Origin of the sequence: Streptomyces sp. NBC_00259 (assembly GCF_036181745.1) — a bacterium.
Taxonomy (GTDB): domain Bacteria; phylum Actinomycetota; class Actinomycetes; order Streptomycetales; family Streptomycetaceae; genus Streptomyces; species Streptomyces pratisoli.
This window is the reverse complement of the sequence record NZ_CP108080.1, coordinates 7482299-7497524: the sequence shown is the minus strand read 5'-3', so window position 1 is coordinate 7497524 and position 15226 is coordinate 7482299. Positions and strand designations below refer to the sequence as shown.

Here is a 15226-nt window from a genome sequence, read left to right as displayed (position 1 = left end):
CACGGCACCTACCCGAGACCCGGGAGATCACGCAAAAACTGCATAGGAGTACAAATGCACATCGAAAGGCGCAAACCGAGCGGCCAGAGGCAACTCGAGCGGTTTCGCGTGGACAGGCGGTTTGGCGTGGACACAGACGGGAAACCGCCACGGTGCCGAGGGAGGACGGCATGCCTGAACTGCCCGATGTCGAAGGCTTCCGCAAGGTCCTCAGCAGCTGCGCCCACGGCCGGCGGGTCACGGACATCGACGTGCGGGACGCCGGGGTGCTGCGCGGGGTCACGACCCGACGGCTGCGGAGGGACGTCCGGGGGCGGCGCTTCGGGGAGCCGTGGCGCCATGGCAAGTGGCTGATCGGGCCGACCGACGAAGGACCGGCACTGGTCTGGCACTTCGGGATGACGGGCGCGTTGCTCTGCGCCTCCGCGGACGAGCCCGTCCACGCGCATGACCGTCTTGTGTTCACCCTCGACGACGAACGAGAGCTGCGCTACCGCGACCAGCGCAAGCTGCAGGGCGTCCACGTCGCCGACAGCGACGATGCCGTCGCACACATCCTTTGCCATCTCGGCCCGGACGCCCTCACCGTCGACCGGGAGACCTTCCTGGACGTGCTCGCGAACCGTCGCGGCAGCGTGAAAAGCGTGCTGATGGACCAGTCCGCCCTGGCAGGTCTCGGGAATCTGCTCTGCGACGAGATCCTCTGGCGAGCGCGGTCGGCCCCCACCAGACCGGCACGGACGCTCGGCACGGCGGAGGCCGGCAAGGTGTACGCCGCGATGCGCCGCGTGCTGAAGTCGTCGGTCGAGGCCGAGTGTGTACCCTCGCGGCGCACCTGGCTCACCGGCCGCAGGGACGACGACGAACCGCGATGTCCGCGGTGCCACGGCCCACTGCTCTCGCGCCGTCTCTCCAGCCGCCGTACCGTCTGGTGTCCGCACTGCCAGAGCTGACACACAGGCAGATCGTCGACTGAGGCCGTCCCGTCCCGTGCCCGTACGCCTCGCCCCCCACGCCTGCCCCCGGCGCGCCTGCGTTCACAGCACGCCGGGCTCCGCTCATCCGTGGGGTCCACCGCTCCCGGAGGCGCCGCCCTCGTCTTCGTGAGCACGCTGTCGACCGGACGCGGGACGGGTGCTGTGGGGCTTCAACTGGTGCGGGGTCAGCCGCGAACCGTCGTCCGGAAAGGCCTCGTCGTCCACCTCTCGCCGTTGCTCGATGTGCGTGGGGTGCGGTGGCGCCGTCGGCTGCTCCTCCGGCCGGGGCGGCCGCGGCTGCGACCGGCGGCGGCGTACGGCCCAGGGGATGACTCCGATGAGTACCGCCACGATCACAAGGCCCGCGATGAACGGTCCCACCCCGCCGAGCACCGGATTGCTCGCGGCGATCGCGGCTCCGGTGACGAGGGTTGCGTGGCCGGCGATGAGTATGTCCATGTCCTCCGCCTTCCTCTGCGGGCGTGCCGAGACCGCCACGGGCACGAGGCTCGGCCACCGAGGCCGCTGCAGGTCCCGTTCCGGCTTTCCGGCCTTGCCTGGGTGAGCGTCCCGGCCCTTCGGGCATCCGCCTGCCCCGCAAGCCGTGCACCACACCTGCCGCCTGCCGCCTGCCATCTGCCATCTGCGAGCCGGCAGTGGAGGAGTCCGGGACAGGACCGGCACGCAGTGGTCCAACGGGCACGCGCAGCGGCCGGGGCGGGAGAGGGACTCCCGCCCCGGCCGTGTTCCGTTACACACGATGACGAGCCGTCACTTGTGGCGACGAATCTTTCCCTTGGTCTCCTCCGCCGTACCCTTCACGACGTCCTCGACCTTTCCGGCAGCCTGCTTGGCCTTCCCGGCCGCCTGGTCACCGGCTCCTTTGAGGCGCAAGTCGTCCTTGCCCGTCGCGCGCCCGACCTTCTCCTTGGCCTTGCCCGTCGCTTCCTGGGCCTTGCCACGAATCTTCTTGCCCTCAGCCACCCTGATCAGCTCCTCGATCGGAGAAGATTGCGTTACTTCATGCGCATACCTCCCGAAAGGTTCCGCAAACCTGTGACAGGTTCCCGCGGCAGGACCGATCCTCGCGACGGGCTTCAGCGGCCCAGGGCACGGCGCAGTTCGTCCTTGTTCATCGAGGAGCGCCCCTCGATGTTCTTCTTCTTCGCCTCCTCGTAGAGCTGGTCCTTCGTGGGCCCCTGCGCACCCTTGTGGGAGCGCTCGCCGCCTCGCTGGGAGGCCGACTTGGGGTCCTGTGTGGAGGTCCTGCTCGCGGTCCTGGACTCGCCGGAGCGGGCCCGCTCCTTGTTCACCGTGCGAGCGGCGATCTCCTTGGCGCGCGAGGCGGACTCGCCGCGCTTCTGGGCGCTGTCCTTGATGTGCTCGTACTGGCGTTCCCGCTTGGGACTGGATCCGGCAGGCATGTCGTTCTCCTCGGGTCATGGCCGCCAAGGACCTGATCGCCTTGGCTCTCCTGGACGCCTTCCCTTTGTTGCGAAGATCGATCGCGGGGCGGGGACGGGGGTCGGCCACTGGAACCACCGCTGGGTACGGACCTCCGCATCCGGGCGCCGGGCGCGGCGCTCGTCGGCACCGCCACTCCCGGGTCCGAACGAGGGACGGGCCGCGGGGAAGGTGAGGCCGGTTCGCGGCGGCGGAAGGAATGGCGGAGGGAATCCGGAACACATCGGTCCAGAGGCGTGATGACGTGGCCTCCGGCTGAATCAGAGAGGTCACCGTGCACGACAAGGCACTTCGCATCTATCTCAACGACCACCTGGCCGGCGCCACCACAGGGGCCGAGCTGTCGCGGCGCATCGCACGGGCACACGACTCGTCGGGCCGCGCCCCGGAGCTGCGGCGCCTGGCCGAGGACATCGCAGACGACCGCCGCAGCCTCCTGGCCCTCATGGAGTCTCTCGGGATCGCCCCGCAGCAGTACAAGGCTTGCGGCGGCTGGGTCGCGGAGAAGATCGCCCGCCTGAAGCTCAACGGCCGCGTCCGGCGCCGCTCGGGGCTGAGCACCATCGTGGAGCTGGAGACGCTGCGCATGGGCATCCAGGGCAAGTACCTGCTCTGGACCGCGCTGATGGCCGCCGCTCCGGTCCCGGGCCCGATCGACACCACACGGCTCCAGGAGCTCGCGGACCGGGCGAAGGACCAGATGGAGACGGTTGAAGCGCTGCACCGCACGGCGGCCGGGGCGGTCCTCGGAGAGGGCCGGATCTAGCCGACACCGGGCCCGGGCCCGGGCCTGAGGCGGCCCGAGGCGGCCCGAGGCGGCCGGGCTCACGCCGGTCAGTCGGCCGGTGGAAGCAGTGTGCCCAAGGGGCCGAGGTCGAGGTTGAGGTCCTCCATCGTCAGCCCGTACTGGGCGCACAGGCCGACCATGCGGTCGTGCAGGACCATCAGGGTCGCCCCCAGCCGCTCCTCCTCCGCTTCCGTGAGGTCACCCTGGTCCACGCGGTGCAGCGCCTGCCGCTCCATCAGTTGCCGCAGCAACTCGACCAGGGTGAGCACCAGCCTGACCAGGTCCCTCTCCACGGTGTCGGGGTCGGCGCTGATCCTGCGGGCGGGGGCCGCACCCTGGCCGCCGGGCCCCGGCAGGTCCTGGGGGGCTGCGGGCAGCAGCCGGAAGGCGCGGGCGGCGGCCTCCGCGACCTCGTCGAGGCGACGGGTCCTGCCGTCCTCGTTCTCAGTGGCCATCGTGGCCTCGGTCGTCGTCGTGGTCTCCCTGCGCGGATCGGACGGACACGATCAGGGCGCGCAGGGAGACGCGCACGAGATCGATGTCGGCGATGGAGAGCACCACGTCGCCGGTCAGGACGACACCGCCGCTGAGCAACCTGTCCAGCAGGTCGATCAGTGCCACCTGCCGCTGTGGCAGTGGATCAGAATCAGCAGGCCCCGTGGTCGCCGTCGCCCCCGTCCGCACCGGCACCTCCGGGGCCCCGGGAAACCCTGGGCCATGGCCCTGCCAGCCGGGCTCCTGCGCCGTCACGGGCCCGCGCCCCGCTCGTGCCCGGCGGAGACCTCGGGCGGTGTGGCGAAGGAGTACGGCGCCCAGGGACCGGTGAGTTCGACGCGCACCCCTTCGAGACCGTCGGCAGCACGACCGGCGTCGGCGCGGAACTCCTCGGCGTGTTCGCGGGGCACGAGATATGCGTCGTTGACGACGTTCTCGCCCGGCCCGGTGGCCAGTTCGCCCTGCTGCGGCCGGTGGCGGGCGCGGTCGGTGGCGTACCGTCGCCCTGCCGCTTCGACCCGGTCGGCCGCGGTCTGCGCAGCCTCGTAGGCGGTGTCGCGAACCGTCCGCTGTGCCCTGCGCGTGCGCAGGTACGCGCGTCCAGGGCTGAGCCCCTCGGCCGCCTCCGGTTCCGCCGGCGCGGGCGCGGGCGGGGGCGACGGTTCCACGTAGATCTTGACCCCCCACTCCACATGCGCGGCGAGGTGCGCCAGCCGTTCCTCGAAGAAGTCGCCCTGGGCCGCGAGTGCGCCGTGTGCCCGCTCGTCGTCGAGGTACACCGTCGCCAGGCGCAGAGGAAGGACGGCGGTGTCGGCGGACAGTGCCTCGACGACCCCGTGGTGGGCGCGGGCGACCGACTCCAGCCATTTCAGGTCTTCGAGATGCCGCTTGAGTGCGTCCTCCTGGAAGTCCTCGTCGGGCACCGGGCTCACCACCAGCACCAGCACGCCGCCGTCTCCGAGAGGCAGCAGACGTACGGGAGCGCCGCCCACGCCGGTGAGTCCCTCGACGGTGCCGCTCAGTCCGTCCGTGTCCCGGGCCACGGCGTACACGTACGTGACACGCTCAGTCATCGCGCGCCCTCCTCGTACGGCGGGCGGGCCTCGGTTCCTCCTCCGTCACCGGCTCCGGCTCGTCCGCGAGTGCACCTCGTATGACGCCCGGCGCTTCCTCGTCCTCGGCGGCTGTGCCACGCCGCCGGGAGCCGCTGGGCAGTTCCCCGCCCTGGCGCAGCGCGTCGATCTCGGCCCGTAGCCGCCGGTTCTCCGCCGCGAGCGAGCTCTCTCCGCGGCTGCGCGAGGACAGCGCGGGATCGTGCTCCCACCAGTCGATGCCCATCTCCTTGGCCTTGTCGACGGAGGCGACGAGCAACCGGAGTTTGATGGTCAGCAGCTCGATGTCGAGCAGATTGATCTGGATGTCGCCGGCGATGACGATGCCCTTGTCCAGCACCCGTTCCAGGATGTCGGCCAGGTTGGCGGAGGAGCCCTGCCCGTACGGCGGCGCCGCCCTGCTGGGGTACGAGCCGAGCCTGTTGGCGATCGGGTCAGTCACGGTAGCGGCCCCGGCCTTCCTCACGGAACTCCCTGATCTCCGCCAGCTTGTCGAGCAGTTCGTCCTCCCTGCGGTCGAACGTCTCCTCGTCGATCTCGCCGGCCAGCAGCCGTGCCTCGAGTTCGGCGAGCTCACGCTGGATGGGGACGGGGTCGTAGTACTCGTCCTCGGCAGCCTCCAGGACACGCTCCATCACCCAGCCGACACCGCGTACCGGCGCCAGCGGCAGAAGCACGATCTCTGTGAACAGACCCATGGGATCACCTTCCGCTCCGGGCGACTTCGGTCCGGAGCTCAGACGAAGCTGTACGGGGGAAGCGGCCCGTTGAGCCGGAACTCGAAGTCCTCCCCCATCTGGTTGGCGAGACTCAGTTCGGTGGTGAGGAAGCCCTCGTCGTGGTCCTGAGCCACCAGGAAGGAGACGCTGAGGAAGTCCTCACCGGTCGGCCGGGAGACCTCGTGGTCCCGGGCGAACGGACGCAGCGCCTCGACGACTCCGGCGGCCAGCGACGCATGGCGCGCCTCCACCTCGCCCGCCACCAGCTCGCCGAGCGCCACGGACACATCCGGGCCCGCCGAACCGTTGCGGATCGAGTCGTTGAGCTCACGGGCCGTGCTCGACTCCTCCAGTATCTGCCGGAGCAGCGACTCCTCGTCCTGTTTGACCTTGAGGTGGTACTCGGCGCAGTCCTCCAGCGCCCGGAGGCGGTCCGCGTACTCCCCCGCCCGCTCTTCCAGTGCGCTTCGGACGGCTTCGTCGTCAGGGGCCGTGAGCCCGAATCTCAGGGGCAGCACCGTGCCGTCGGCCATGAGCCGGTTCTGGACCTCCTGGTGCGCGGTGAGATCGCGGCGTTTGGGTCGCAGGTCGTCGGGAGCGTCACTGACCACCGCCGTGAGTGAGCTCGCGGTCACGGTGCGCAGCTTCGAGGGCGGATCCCCCACCCCGGCGACTTCGTCGACCCTGAGCGGATGCTCCTTGGCGGCGATGGAGTAGACGTATACGGCCATGGTCACTCCTCCTCGCGTTCCTTCGCGCGGCGTGGGGTGCGCCGGGTGGGCGTGCGGCGTCGCCGCTCCGCAGGCTCGCGCTCCTTCCGGCGGCGCGGCTCGCGAGCGTCGTCCTCCGCTTCCTCGTCCTCCTGCTCCTCGTCGGCGTCATCGTCCTGCTGACCGCCCTTGAGCGAGTCCGTCACGGCCTCCACGGCTCCGGTGAGCGCGCCTTTGGACTTGCCGCGGGCTCCGCTCTCGACGCTGTCGCCCACGATGTCGGTGAGCTTCGCAGGAGCCTTGCCGCCGCTCTCGAGGTCCAGGCGGTTGCACGCCTCGGCGAAGCGCAGGTACGTGTCGACGCTGGCCACGACGATCCGGGCGTCGATCTTCAGGATCTCGATCCCGACGAGCGACACCCGCACGAAGACGTCGATGACGAGTCCGCGATCGAGGATGAGCTCCAGGACGTCGTAGAGGCTGCTGCTGCCGCCACCAGCCCTGGAAACGCTTCCGCCGCCTTGCGGCACCACGGTCATGGCGCCTCCCTTCATCGACCCGGCCCTGCTCAGGCCCTGCGGTCGATCTGTCCTCGGGTGTATCTGCGTATCCGCTCGTAGGACACCAGGTCGCCGTCCTCGTCCAGGACCACCCGGTAGCTGCCCATCACACTCGTCGTCTCGGGAATCCTCTCCAGCTCCAGGACCTCGACATGGGCCTCCCATCCGTCCTCGGTCGGCTTGATGGCCGAGACCGACTCGGGTGGCCGGCCGAGCAATTGCTCCAGTTGTTCCGCTGCGGAGCGCATGACCGATGCGGCCTTGCTCTTGCGCCGCCGTCGGGCGGGTTCTGCAGGGGCCATGGTCGTCTCCGATGTGCGGAGCGGGCGCCATATTCCACGCACGAACATACAATCTCATCATATAGGGACATATCTGTCATCCGCCTGGGTACTCTCCCTGTGCCGCGGAGTCCCTCATTCCCAACGCCCTTTGCGAAGGGATCAGTTCATGAATGACACGACCAAGATCGCCCTCGCGGCCGCGGTCGCGGGTGGTTACGTGCTCGGGCGCACGAAGAGGGGGCGTCTTGCCTTCGCCATGGCGACGTATCTCGCGGGGCGCCGCTTCGGACTCGATCCGCAGCAGCTGGCAACGGAAGGCCTGCGCCGCCTGAAGGACGTGCCGCAATTCGCCGATCTGAACGAACAGATACGTGGCGAACTTCTCGACGCGGGCCGCAAGGCCATCGCGGCCACGGCGGACCGCCGGCTGGCCGGTCTGGCCGACTCGCTGCATGAGCACACCCTGCGTCTCGGGGAGAAGGGCGAGGAAGAGGAAGACGAGTACGAGGACGAGTACGAGGAGGAACCCGAGGAGGAGGAAGAAGAGGAGCCCGAGGAGGAGGAAGAAGAGGAACCCGAGGAGGAGTACGAGCAGGAGGAGCCCGAGGAAGAGGAAGAAGAGGAACCTGAGGAGGAGGAAGAGGAAGAAGAAGAGGAAGAGCCGGAGGAGAAGCCTCCACCGCGCCGCCGGGCGGCGAGAGGCGGCGGGAGGCCGGCTCCGCGGAAGAGGGCTGCCGAGAAGCCGCGAGGAGAACCGGCGAAGAAGGCGGCAGCGAAGAAAGCACCGGCGAAGAAGGCCCCCGCCAAGAAGGCTGCGGAAAGGCGCGCACCCGCCAAGAAGTCCGCGACGGAGAGGACCGCCGCCAGGAAGACCACGGCGAAGAAGGCGGCAGCGAAGAAGGCCCCTGCCAAGAAGACGGCGGCGAAGAAGACCACGGCGAAGAAGGCGCCCGCCAAGAAGGCACCGGCAAAGAAGGCCGCAGCGAAGAGGACCACGGCGCGCAAGACGGCCGCGAAGAAGACGACCGCCCGGAAGTCGTCTGCCGGAAAGACCGCCGGACGGCGGAGGTAGAGCCATGGCCAAGACAGATCGCGCCTCGGGCGACGGGGGCGGCTCAGGCATGGACATGCTGCGCGACGAGCTCATGGACTACCTCGGTGCCCAGATCGAGAGCCTTGCGGACAAGGCCGGTGACAAGTTGTCGGACGTCACCGACCAGCTGCTCGACACCGCCGAGAACGGCAGCCCGCTTCCCGGTCTCCCGGGGGGCGGGATCATGAAGTCCCTTGTCGGCGGCAAGTTGAAAGGCATGAAGGACAACGTGGTGGGCAAGGCGAAGGACTTGATCGGAGGGGGTGGCGGCAAGTCCGGCAAGTCCGGCGGCGGCAAGTCGATGAACATGGTGGAAGTCCTGGACGTCGGCGTCCCGGTCCGCACGGCGTACGACCACTGGACGCAGTACGAGGCGTTCAGCGACTTCGCCAAGGGCGTGCGCAGCGTGTCCAAGGAGGACGAGGTCCACAGCGACTGGAAGGCCAAGGTCGGTCCCTCGTCGCGCAGTTGGAAGGCCACCGTTCAGGAGCAGGTGCCGGACGAGCGCATCGTGTGGACCTCCGAAGGAGCCAAGGGCACCACGCGGGGCTGTGTCAGTTTCCACGAGGTGACGTCCGATCTCACCCGCATCGTCCTCGTCGTCGAGTACTACCCGTCGGGCTTCTTCGAGAAGACGGGGAATCTCTGGCGCGCCCAAGGCCGGCGACTGCGGCTCGACTTCAAGCTCTTCCAGCGGTACGTCACCTTCGCCGACGAGGAACCCGAGGGATGGCGCGGCGAGATCCGCGACGGAGAAGTCGTCCGTACCCACGAAGAGGCCGTGGAGGAAGAGGAAGCGGACGAGGAAGAAGGGGAGGAAGAGGGCGAGGAAGAGGGGGAGGACGAATACGACGAGGAGCAGGAGCCCTACGAGGGCGAGGACGGGGACGTGGACGAAGACGAGGACGAGTACGAGGAAGAAGAGGAATGAACGGTATGACGCGGAGCCCGACAGACGGTGCCGGCGGACCGAGGGTGGTCGTGGTGGGGGCGACCGGCAACGTCGGAACGAGCGTGATGCGTGCCTTCGCCGAGCGCAAGGACGGGGTGGCGGTCACCGGCCTGGCCCGCAGACTCCCCGCCTGGCGGCCCGAAGGGACCGCGTGGGTGGCCGCGGACATCGCCCCCGGCGGAACCGCGCTCGTCCCCCACTTCCGGGGTGCGGACGCGATCGTTCACCTGGCCTGGCGGTTCCAGCCCACCCATGACCCGGTGACGACCTGGCGCACGAACGTGCTCGGCAGCATCCGGGTCTTCGAGGCGGCCGCCGAGGCGGGAGTGCCCGTGGTGGTCCACGCCTCCTCCGTCGGCGCGTACTCCCCCGGCCCCAAGGACCGTTTGGTCGACGAGTCCTGGCCGACCCATGGCTGGCCCCGGGCGGCGTACTGCCGGGAGAAGGCCTACCTGGAGCGGTATCTGGACGCCTTCGCACTCAGCCATCCCGGCATCCGGGTCGTCCGGATGCGCCCGGGATTCCTGTTCAAGCGCGAGTCGGCCTCCCAGCAGCGGCGGCTCTTCGCGGGTCCCTTGCTGCATCCGCAACTGGTGCGGCACTCGCTCGTACCCGCCGTTCCCGACCTGCCCGGACTGAGGTTCCAGGCCCTGCACACCGATGACGCCGCGGCCGCGTACGTGGAGGCCGTCATGCGTCCGGTCCACGGCGCGTTCAACCTCGCCGCGGACCCACCGCTGGACGCCGCCGCACTCGCCCGCCTCCTGGACGCCCGGCCGCTCAGGACACCGCTCCCACCGCTGCGCGTCGCGCTGTCGGCCGCCTGGCGACTGCGGCTGGCACCCGCCTCTCCCGACCTGCTCGACGCCGTGCTGCGGCTGCCCCTGATGGACTGCTCGCGGGCGCGCGCCACACTGGACTGGGAGCCTCGGCACACGGCCGAGGACGCGCTCCGCGAGTGCCTGGAAGGGATGCACGCGCGGGCGGGCATGGACACGGCGCCTCTCGCCGTGTGACCGGGAGGGAATCCCTCCCCGCCGGGCTTACACACCACATCTGCCGGCCTGCCGCGTCTCGGCCTGTCACGTCCGCCGACCTGCGCCCGGTGGCGTCGCTCACTCCCGTGCGCGCCGTCGGTGGCTGGTGTCGCACCACGGGAAGCGCCTGCTCCGCCGACAGGTGCACAGCGCGACGCAGAAGCGGTCCGAGGTGAGGGTCGTGCCGTCCTCCATCACGATTTCGACCGGGCCCTCGACGAGCAGGGGCCCGTCGGTACGCATCCTGATGCGGCGAGGGGCGTCACGGGACGCACACGGTTCGCGACGAGGTTCGTACGCCGCGTCACGAGGTTCGTTCATCACGAATGACCACCGCTCTCTCTTCCTCCCGTCCGAGTTCCTCCTGACCGCCTTGCTCCCGTCCGGCGTCCCCCCGGTCCGGGCTGATGCCCGTCCCTGAGCGCGCTACGACCGGCGCGCCAAGCGCCCAGTACGTGCTTCGCGAGACGGTCCTCAAGATGGACGGTGGCGTCGACCCCGAGGGCGACGTCGGCCTCGAGCCACGGCTCCTCCCCCAGCAGACCCGCGACGACCTCACGCCGCACGACCTGCTCGTGGACCGCGTCCGCCTCGACGTGCTCGTCGTAGAAGTGCTGCGCGGCGGGCCCGGCGCCCAGACGCCGCATGGCGGCGGCAAGGCGCGCCGACCCTGGTGAGGACGTGATCTCGACCGTGGCGAAGTGGCCGACCAAGCAGCCGCGCAGGGCCCGGTGCAGCCCGAAGAGCGACATGAGGTTCACCGTGGCCAGCACCTGGGCCGGAGCCGCGTCGAGATAGCGGCCGTACGTCGTGTCCAGGCCCAGGTCCCTCATCAGGTCGGCGAAGAGGCGTGCGTGGATGCGCTCCGCCCGGCCCCCGCCGTACTCGTCGAACTCCACGGCCGCCATCCCGGCCTTGGCTCTCCCCCACAGCCGAGGCAGCACCCAGGCGTGCGGGTCGGCCTCCTTGAGGTGGTACAGCGACCGCAGTGCCGCGTACTCCCGCAGCTGCCACGGCTCACCCTCGTCCCGCAGGAAGTGCGAGACGCCGCTGCCGTGCACCGGCTCCACGAGGAGCCCGGCCAGCGCCTCGTCCACGGTCGTGTGACGGGCGGCCCGCTCGCGCAGCGCGGCGAGGAAGACGTCTTCCAGCGCCCGCCGCAGGCGGAGCAGGTCCGGATCCCACTCCAGGGCGGGGTCGACCCCGGCGAACCCTCGGTAGTGCAGCTCGTAGCAGACGTAAAGCGCGAGCTGCAGATCATCCCCGTAGGGGTCGGCTCCGTCCGTCCCGTCCGGCACAAGCGCCGCTCCCGCCGCGAGACGCTCGATGACAGCTTCCGACAGGGTTCCCCGTGCCCGCGGCAGCGAAGGCCCCCGCTCATCGGTCACTGCGGACGCTTTGCCACTCATGTTCCTCGTGTACCCGGGATCGCGGTGTTCTGCCCCTGAACGGGTAGGCGCCGTGCACGGTGCCCGTGCGGAAGCACCGTGCACGTGACCGAAACGGAGTCCGTTCCCATGAACGTTTCCGACCGCACTCGAGAAGCTTCGCGAGCCTGGGGACGCGCAGGCGACAACCCGCGGTTCGTCCAGGCCCGCCCCACGCGACCTGGGACCAGTTCGCCTCGACCGCCGCCGCCCTGGCACGGGGCGACAGCGACCGGGGCTCCGCGATCCGTCAGGGGCTGAGGCGAAGGTCCAGGAGTTCCTGCCCGGTAGCCGCATCCGCGTCGGCGGCGGGCGGACCTCCGGGGCCGATCGAGTGGGGTGATCGTGATGGCTCATACGTCAGAGGCCCGCGACGGGGCCGGACGGCTGCATCTCGCGGGTGCTGCCGGCGGTAGTGCCGCGCACGGTGCCACCCATGGTCAGGCGCACGGCGCCACGGACGACCTGCCCAAGGACCATACGCAGGCCATCCTGGAGACCACCAAACAGGTGGCGGCGCTGCTCAAGGAGGCGGGCTGCCCCTTCGCGCTCGCGGGCAGCGTCGCTGCGCATGCGCACGGTGTTCCGGCGGTGCTGCAGCACGACACGGACTTCTGCATCAGGCGCGAGGACGTCGACGAGGTGGTCGGAACGCTGGGCGACGGCGGCATCGAGATCGTGGCCGCGCCGGAGGACTGGCTGGTCAAGGCTCGTGCGGGCGGCGAGCAGATCGACCTGATCTTCGAGCTGTCGCACCGTCGGGTGACCGACGAACTGCTGGCGCGGGCGACCGTGCTCCCGGTCGACTCGGTGCGGATGCCGGTCCTGGCCCCGTACGACCTGCTGAGCAGCCGGCTCGCCGCCCTGACCGAGCAGCACTGCGACTTCGGCCCCGTCCTGACGATCGCCCGCACGCTGCGCGAGCGCATCGACTGGGGCACGTTGCGGGCCGAGCACCGGGACGAGCCGTTCGCGGAGGCGTTCCTGTGCCTGCTGGAACGGCTGGGCGTCATCGACCCGTACGACCCGCAGAAAGGCGGGACATGAACACCACAGGGGCCGAAGGAACCGAGTACCGCATCGTGCGACTGCGCGAGCGCCTCGCCGGGGACGACGTCGCCGAGCTGGGCATACGCGTCGAGGAGCGAGGCGGTGCGGTCCTGCTGTCGGGAACGGTCGCAACGGCCGTGCGCCGGGACGAGATCCTGCGCATCGCCGCGGAGGAACTCGGTGAGACCCCGGTACGCCCCGACCTCGTGATCGTCTCCGCCGAACCTCCGGACAGCGGCGAGGAGTTGCCATGATCCGCGTTGCGGCTGTCGGCGACATCCATCTGGGCGAGGACTGCCGGGGCCTGCTGCGACCGGCCTTCGACACTCTCGGCGACTGCGCCGACATGCTGCTCCTCGCGGGAGATCTGACCCGTCACGGCACGATCGCGGAGGCCGAGGTCGTCGCCGGGGAACTGACGGGGCTGCCGGTCCCGGTCGTCGGCGTCCTCGGCAACCACGACTACCACAGCGATCAGGAGACCGAGGTGACGTCCGTCCTGGCCGCGGCCGGGGTCGCCGTCCTGGAGGGCGACGGCACCATGCTCGACGTGCGCGGCACGAGCGTCGGCATCGCCGGCACCAAGGGCTTCGGCGGAGGCTACAGCGGCCGTAGTGCGGGCGAGTTCGGTGAACCGGTGATGAAGGAGTTCGTCCGCTACTCCCGTCGCTGCGCGGCCGGCCTCGGCCGGGCGCTCGACGACCTCGCGGCGCAGGGCAGCCAGGTGCGGATCGCACTCACTCACTTCTCGCCCGTGCCCGACACGCTCGCCGGGGAGCCACCCGAGATCCATCCCTTCCTCGGCAGCTATCTGCTCGCCGAGGCGATCGACGGGTCGGGCGCGGACCTCGCCGTGCACGGGCACGCTCATCGGGGCGTGGAGCACGGTATGACGGCGGGCGGCGTCCGCGTACGCAACGTGGCCCAGCCCGTGATCGGCCGCGCCTTCGCCGTGTACCGCCTCCATCTGCCGCCGCTGCCCTGACCCGCGGGTCCGGCGCGTACGGCGGTCCGGCAGTCCGGCAGTCCGGCAGTCATGGCGGTCGGGGATGCCTGGCGGTCCCGCAGTCATGGCGGGGCGCGCAACGTCCGAGCGCCGCGGGCCGGGAGGAGGACGTGCGAGGCGTTCAGCCGGCGCCGCGGGCTTCCTTGAACCGTGCCAGTCCGTGGGCGAGGTCCACGAGAGGCTCCGGGTAGTCGAACCGCGCACGCTCCCGGTCCTGCAGCTTCCAGGGCTCGTGCACGGCCGCGCCTTCGAGCCCGGCGAGTTCGGGCACCCAGCGCCGGACGTAGGCGCCGTCCGGGTCGTGGCGCCGGCCCTGGCGCACGGGGTTGAGCACCCGGTTGGGCCGGGTGTCGGTGCCCGTACCGGCCACCCACTGCCAGTTGAGCTGATTGTTCGCGACGTCGCCGTCGACCAGGAACTCCAGGAAGTGCGCGGCCCCGACACGCCAGTCGACGTACAGCGTCTTGGTCAGGAAGCTCGCGGTCAGCAATCTGCCCCGGTTGTGCATCCAGCCCTCGTGGCGCAACTGGCGCATGGCGGCGTCGATCACCGGATAGCCGGTGTGCCCGCCCTTCCATGCCTCGATCTCGTCCCCGGCCTCGTCCTCGGAGCGCCAGCGGTCGTGCCGGTCACGGTAGTCGTCGGTGGCGGCCGCCGGCCGGGCGGCGAGCACCTGGTGGTGGAAGTCGCGCCAGCACACCTGCCGTACGAAGGCCTCGGCCCCCGGGCCGCCCGCCCGGCGGGCACCGTGCACGGTTTCGGCCGCCGAGACCGTGCCGAAGTGCAGATGCGGCGAGAGCCTTGACGTCGCGTCACCGGCCAGATCGTCGTGCGTCTCGTCGTACCGGACGATGCCGTGCCGCAGCCACGCGCTCAGTCGCCGGCGTCCCTCGCGCTCGCCACCGGCGGCGAGGCCCTCGGAGACGCCTTTGACGTCCTTGCGCGAGGGCACCGCCTCCGAGCGGACGTCCTCGGGTACCGGGACGGCCCGCGGTGCGGCGAGCGTGCCGCGCAGCTCCTCCTGCGACCAGCGCCGGAAGTACGGGGTGAAGACGGCGAAGTGATCGGAGCCCGAGGGAACGACGGCCCCGGGCGCGAGCGCGGTGATCACGGCGTCGTGCACGTACACCCGGCGGCCCTCCCGCTCCAGGGCCGAACGCAGCCTCGCCTCGCGGGCGTGGGCGTAGGCCGTGACCCCGGCGGCCATGTGCAGTTCGTCGGCGTCCGCCTCGCGCGCCACCGCGCACACCTGGTCGACGACGCCACCGGATCGGATGACGAGGCGTCCGCCACGAGCCCGCAGCCCGGTGTCGAGATCGGCCAGGCAGTCGGCAAGGAACGCGTCCCGGTTCGGCGAGCGGACCCCCGCGGCCTTGATGCCGTCGTCCCGTACGAACAGCGGCACGACCCGGTCGCACGCCTTGAGTGCGGCACGCAGCGGCGGATGGTCGTGCAGACGCAGGTCGGAGGTGAACAGGACGACCGCGGTACTCATGGGGCTCCCGGGGAACGAGCCTTGCCGCACCCGCGCTTCCGCAGTCGCGGCTCAGCCG

Annotated in this window: 22 protein-coding genes and 1 pseudogene; 9 read left to right on the top strand and 14 right to left on the bottom strand. The window is 70.5% G+C overall.

From position 1 onward, the window contains the following. Positions 1-170 precede the first annotated feature (170 nt). On the top strand, positions 171-953 hold the full coding sequence (locus OG766_RS33600) for an Fpg/Nei family DNA glycosylase (protein ID WP_328727066.1): 783 nt from the start codon (positions 171-173) through the stop codon (positions 951-953). Positions 954-1058: 105 nt separating this feature from the next. Here OG766_RS33600 and OG766_RS33595 read toward each other — a convergent pair whose 3' ends face one another. The 3 genes from OG766_RS33595 to OG766_RS33585 all read right to left on the bottom strand — a co-directional run bounded on the left by OG766_RS33595 (position 1059) and on the right by OG766_RS33585 (position 2401). Further along, entirely contained in the window at positions 1059-1436 is a 378-nt protein-coding gene (locus tag OG766_RS33595; RefSeq protein ID WP_266384943.1) for a DUF6479 family protein, read from the bottom strand. Positions 1437-1748: 312 nt separating this feature from the next. Beyond that, entirely contained in the window at positions 1749-1961 is a 213-nt protein-coding gene (locus OG766_RS33590; protein WP_266384946.1) for a CsbD family protein, read from the bottom strand. A gap of 113 nt (positions 1962-2074) precedes the next feature. After that, complete coding sequence (locus tag OG766_RS33585; protein WP_266384948.1) at positions 2075-2401, bottom strand: plasmid stabilization protein; 327 nt, start codon at positions 2399-2401, stop codon at positions 2075-2077. 314 nt (positions 2402-2715) lie between these two features. On the opposite strand from OG766_RS33585, the gene OG766_RS33580 reads away from it, so the two are divergent. Continuing rightward, positions 2716-3207 (top strand): hypothetical protein, encoded by a 492-nt coding sequence (locus tag OG766_RS33580; protein WP_266384950.1) that lies wholly within the window; start codon positions 2716-2718, stop codon positions 3205-3207. Positions 3208-3275: 68 nt separating this feature from the next. On the opposite strand, the gene OG766_RS33575 is transcribed toward OG766_RS33580, so the two are convergent. The 8 genes from OG766_RS33575 to OG766_RS33540 form a co-directional block, all read right to left on the bottom strand. Next, complete coding sequence (locus tag OG766_RS33575) at positions 3276-3683, bottom strand: gas vesicle protein K (RefSeq protein WP_266384952.1); 408 nt, start codon at positions 3681-3683, stop codon at positions 3276-3278. After that, entirely contained in the window at positions 3673-3912 is a 240-nt protein-coding gene (locus OG766_RS33570) for a gas vesicle protein (RefSeq protein ID WP_266388594.1), read from the bottom strand. The genes OG766_RS33575 and OG766_RS33570 overlap by 11 nt, the downstream gene beginning before the upstream one ends. Positions 3913-3974: 62 nt before the next feature. Continuing rightward, a complete protein-coding gene (locus OG766_RS33565; protein WP_328727065.1) occupies positions 3975-4796 on the bottom strand; it encodes a GvpL/GvpF family gas vesicle protein in 822 nt (273 codons plus the stop codon). Next, positions 4789-5277, bottom strand: a complete 489-nt coding sequence (locus OG766_RS33560) for a gas vesicle protein (RefSeq protein WP_266384958.1) — start codon at positions 5275-5277, stop codon at positions 4789-4791. The genes OG766_RS33565 and OG766_RS33560 overlap by 8 nt, the downstream gene beginning before the upstream one ends. Then, the gene (locus tag OG766_RS33555; RefSeq protein WP_266384959.1) at positions 5270-5533 is read right to left on the bottom strand and encodes a gas vesicle protein GvpG; all 264 of its coding nucleotides are present in this window, start codon (positions 5531-5533) and stop codon (positions 5270-5272) included. The genes OG766_RS33560 and OG766_RS33555 overlap by 8 nt, the downstream gene beginning before the upstream one ends. 38 nt (positions 5534-5571) lie before the next feature. Beyond that, positions 5572-6285, bottom strand: coding sequence for a GvpL/GvpF family gas vesicle protein (locus OG766_RS33550; RefSeq protein ID WP_266384962.1), 714 nt, complete (start codon positions 6283-6285; stop codon positions 5572-5574). Between the two features lie 2 nt (positions 6286-6287). Continuing rightward, a complete protein-coding gene (locus OG766_RS33545; RefSeq protein ID WP_266384965.1) occupies positions 6288-6803 on the bottom strand; it encodes a gas vesicle structural protein GvpA in 516 nt (171 codons plus the stop codon). Positions 6804-6832: 29 nt separating this feature from the next. Next, positions 6833-7126 (bottom strand): gas vesicle protein GvpO, encoded by a 294-nt coding sequence (locus tag OG766_RS33540; protein WP_266384968.1) that lies wholly within the window; start codon positions 7124-7126, stop codon positions 6833-6835. A 148-nt stretch (positions 7127-7274) separates the two neighbouring features. Between OG766_RS33540 and OG766_RS33535 the strand changes: the two genes are divergently transcribed. The 3 genes from OG766_RS33535 to OG766_RS33525 are packed head-to-tail and all read left to right on the top strand — an operon-like array spanning position 7275 to position 10169. Then, positions 7275-8180, top strand: a complete 906-nt coding sequence (locus tag OG766_RS33535) for a histone H1-like repetitive region-containing protein (RefSeq protein ID WP_266384971.1) — start codon at positions 7275-7277, stop codon at positions 8178-8180. A 4-nt stretch (positions 8181-8184) separates the two neighbouring features. Then, positions 8185-9132 carry an SRPBCC family protein gene (locus OG766_RS33530; protein WP_266384973.1) on the top strand — a complete coding sequence of 316 codons (948 nt, stop codon included), beginning with the start codon at positions 8185-8187 and terminating at the stop codon, positions 9130-9132. 5 nt (positions 9133-9137) lie between these two features. Continuing rightward, a complete protein-coding gene (locus OG766_RS33525; RefSeq protein ID WP_266384976.1) occupies positions 9138-10169 on the top strand; it encodes an NAD-dependent epimerase/dehydratase family protein in 1032 nt (343 codons plus the stop codon). Between the two features lie 99 nt (positions 10170-10268). Here OG766_RS33525 and OG766_RS33520 read toward each other — a convergent pair whose 3' ends face one another. Beyond that, positions 10269-10511: a CDGSH iron-sulfur domain-containing protein gene (locus OG766_RS33520; RefSeq protein WP_266384979.1), complete on the bottom strand. Its 243-nt coding sequence runs from the start codon at positions 10509-10511 to the stop codon at positions 10269-10271. Next, positions 10511-11599 carry an iron-containing redox enzyme family protein gene (locus tag OG766_RS33515; protein ID WP_328727064.1) on the bottom strand — a complete coding sequence of 363 codons (1089 nt, stop codon included), beginning with the start codon at positions 11597-11599 and terminating at the stop codon, positions 10511-10513. The genes OG766_RS33520 and OG766_RS33515 overlap by 1 nt, the downstream gene beginning before the upstream one ends. Positions 11600-11766: 167 nt before the next feature. Between OG766_RS33515 and OG766_RS33510 the strand changes: the two are divergent. The 4 genes and pseudogenes from OG766_RS33510 to OG766_RS33495 form a co-directional block, all read left to right on the top strand. Continuing rightward, a pseudogene (locus OG766_RS33510) lies at positions 11767-11960 on the top strand (thiamine pyrophosphate-requiring protein); the annotation flags it as partial. 5 nt (positions 11961-11965) lie between these two features. Beyond that, positions 11966-12664 carry a nucleotidyltransferase family protein gene (locus OG766_RS33505; protein ID WP_266384984.1) on the top strand — a complete coding sequence of 233 codons (699 nt, stop codon included), beginning with the start codon at positions 11966-11968 and terminating at the stop codon, positions 12662-12664. Beyond that, positions 12661-12921, top strand: coding sequence for a BON domain-containing protein (locus OG766_RS33500; RefSeq protein WP_328727063.1), 261 nt, complete (start codon positions 12661-12663; stop codon positions 12919-12921). Before OG766_RS33505 ends, OG766_RS33500 begins: the two co-directional genes overlap by 4 nt. After that, positions 12918-13652, top strand: a complete 735-nt coding sequence (locus tag OG766_RS33495; RefSeq protein WP_328727062.1) for a metallophosphoesterase family protein — start codon at positions 12918-12920, stop codon at positions 13650-13652. The genes OG766_RS33500 and OG766_RS33495 overlap by 4 nt, the downstream gene beginning before the upstream one ends. Before the next feature lie 142 nt (positions 13653-13794). Here the strand turns inward: OG766_RS33495 and OG766_RS33490 are convergent, their stop codons facing one another. Continuing rightward, on the bottom strand, positions 13795-15168 hold the full coding sequence (locus OG766_RS33490; RefSeq protein ID WP_266384993.1) for a cryptochrome/photolyase family protein: 1374 nt from the start codon (positions 15166-15168) through the stop codon (positions 13795-13797). Positions 15169-15226 lie beyond the last annotated feature (58 nt).